The sequence below is a fragment of the Mesorhizobium sp. M7A.F.Ca.CA.003.01.2.1 genome (genome assembly GCF_003998945.1).
Classification (GTDB): domain Bacteria; phylum Pseudomonadota; class Alphaproteobacteria; order Rhizobiales; family Rhizobiaceae; genus Mesorhizobium; species Mesorhizobium ciceri.
Map to the genome: position 1 here is coordinate 1 of NZ_RZRA01001711.1, position 406 is coordinate 406.

Annotated in this window: 1 pseudogene; it reads right to left on the reverse strand. The window is 59.1% G+C overall.

Annotated features, from left to right (window positions below):
* Positions 1-169 (reverse strand): annotated as a pseudogene (glyA, locus tag EN969_RS35060) (serine hydroxymethyltransferase); the annotation flags it as partial.
* Positions 170-406: the final 237 nt, after the last annotated feature.

Sequence of the window (406 nt, forward strand, 5' to 3'; positions counted from 1 at the left end):
CCTCAAGCACCGCGCGGGAAACAATGTTTTCCGAGGCGATCAGCTCGATCTTGTGGCGCTGGCGGCCGAGTTCGTTGCGGATGGCGCCGAAAATCTCCGGATCGGCGTCGGCCAGCGTGGTTTCGAAGAAGGATTCGAATTTGTTCGACACTGCCGCTGCTGTTGCCATAGCCTGAAATCCTCGGGGTTCGGGGGCAATTTTGTTTATGCATGTCGTTGCCCAAACCGCTGTACACTTTTGGGCAACCTGCACGCGGCGCCATTAACACAGTTGTTTTCGCCCCGCCACGTTTGCCACGCGAAATTTGCTGGCCGGATTGCGCCAGCCAGGCCCGCGCGTCGTTATTTCCTCGCCTTCCGGCCCCTCAGCAATGCCTCGGTGAGCGTGATCTCGGTAAACAGCGCC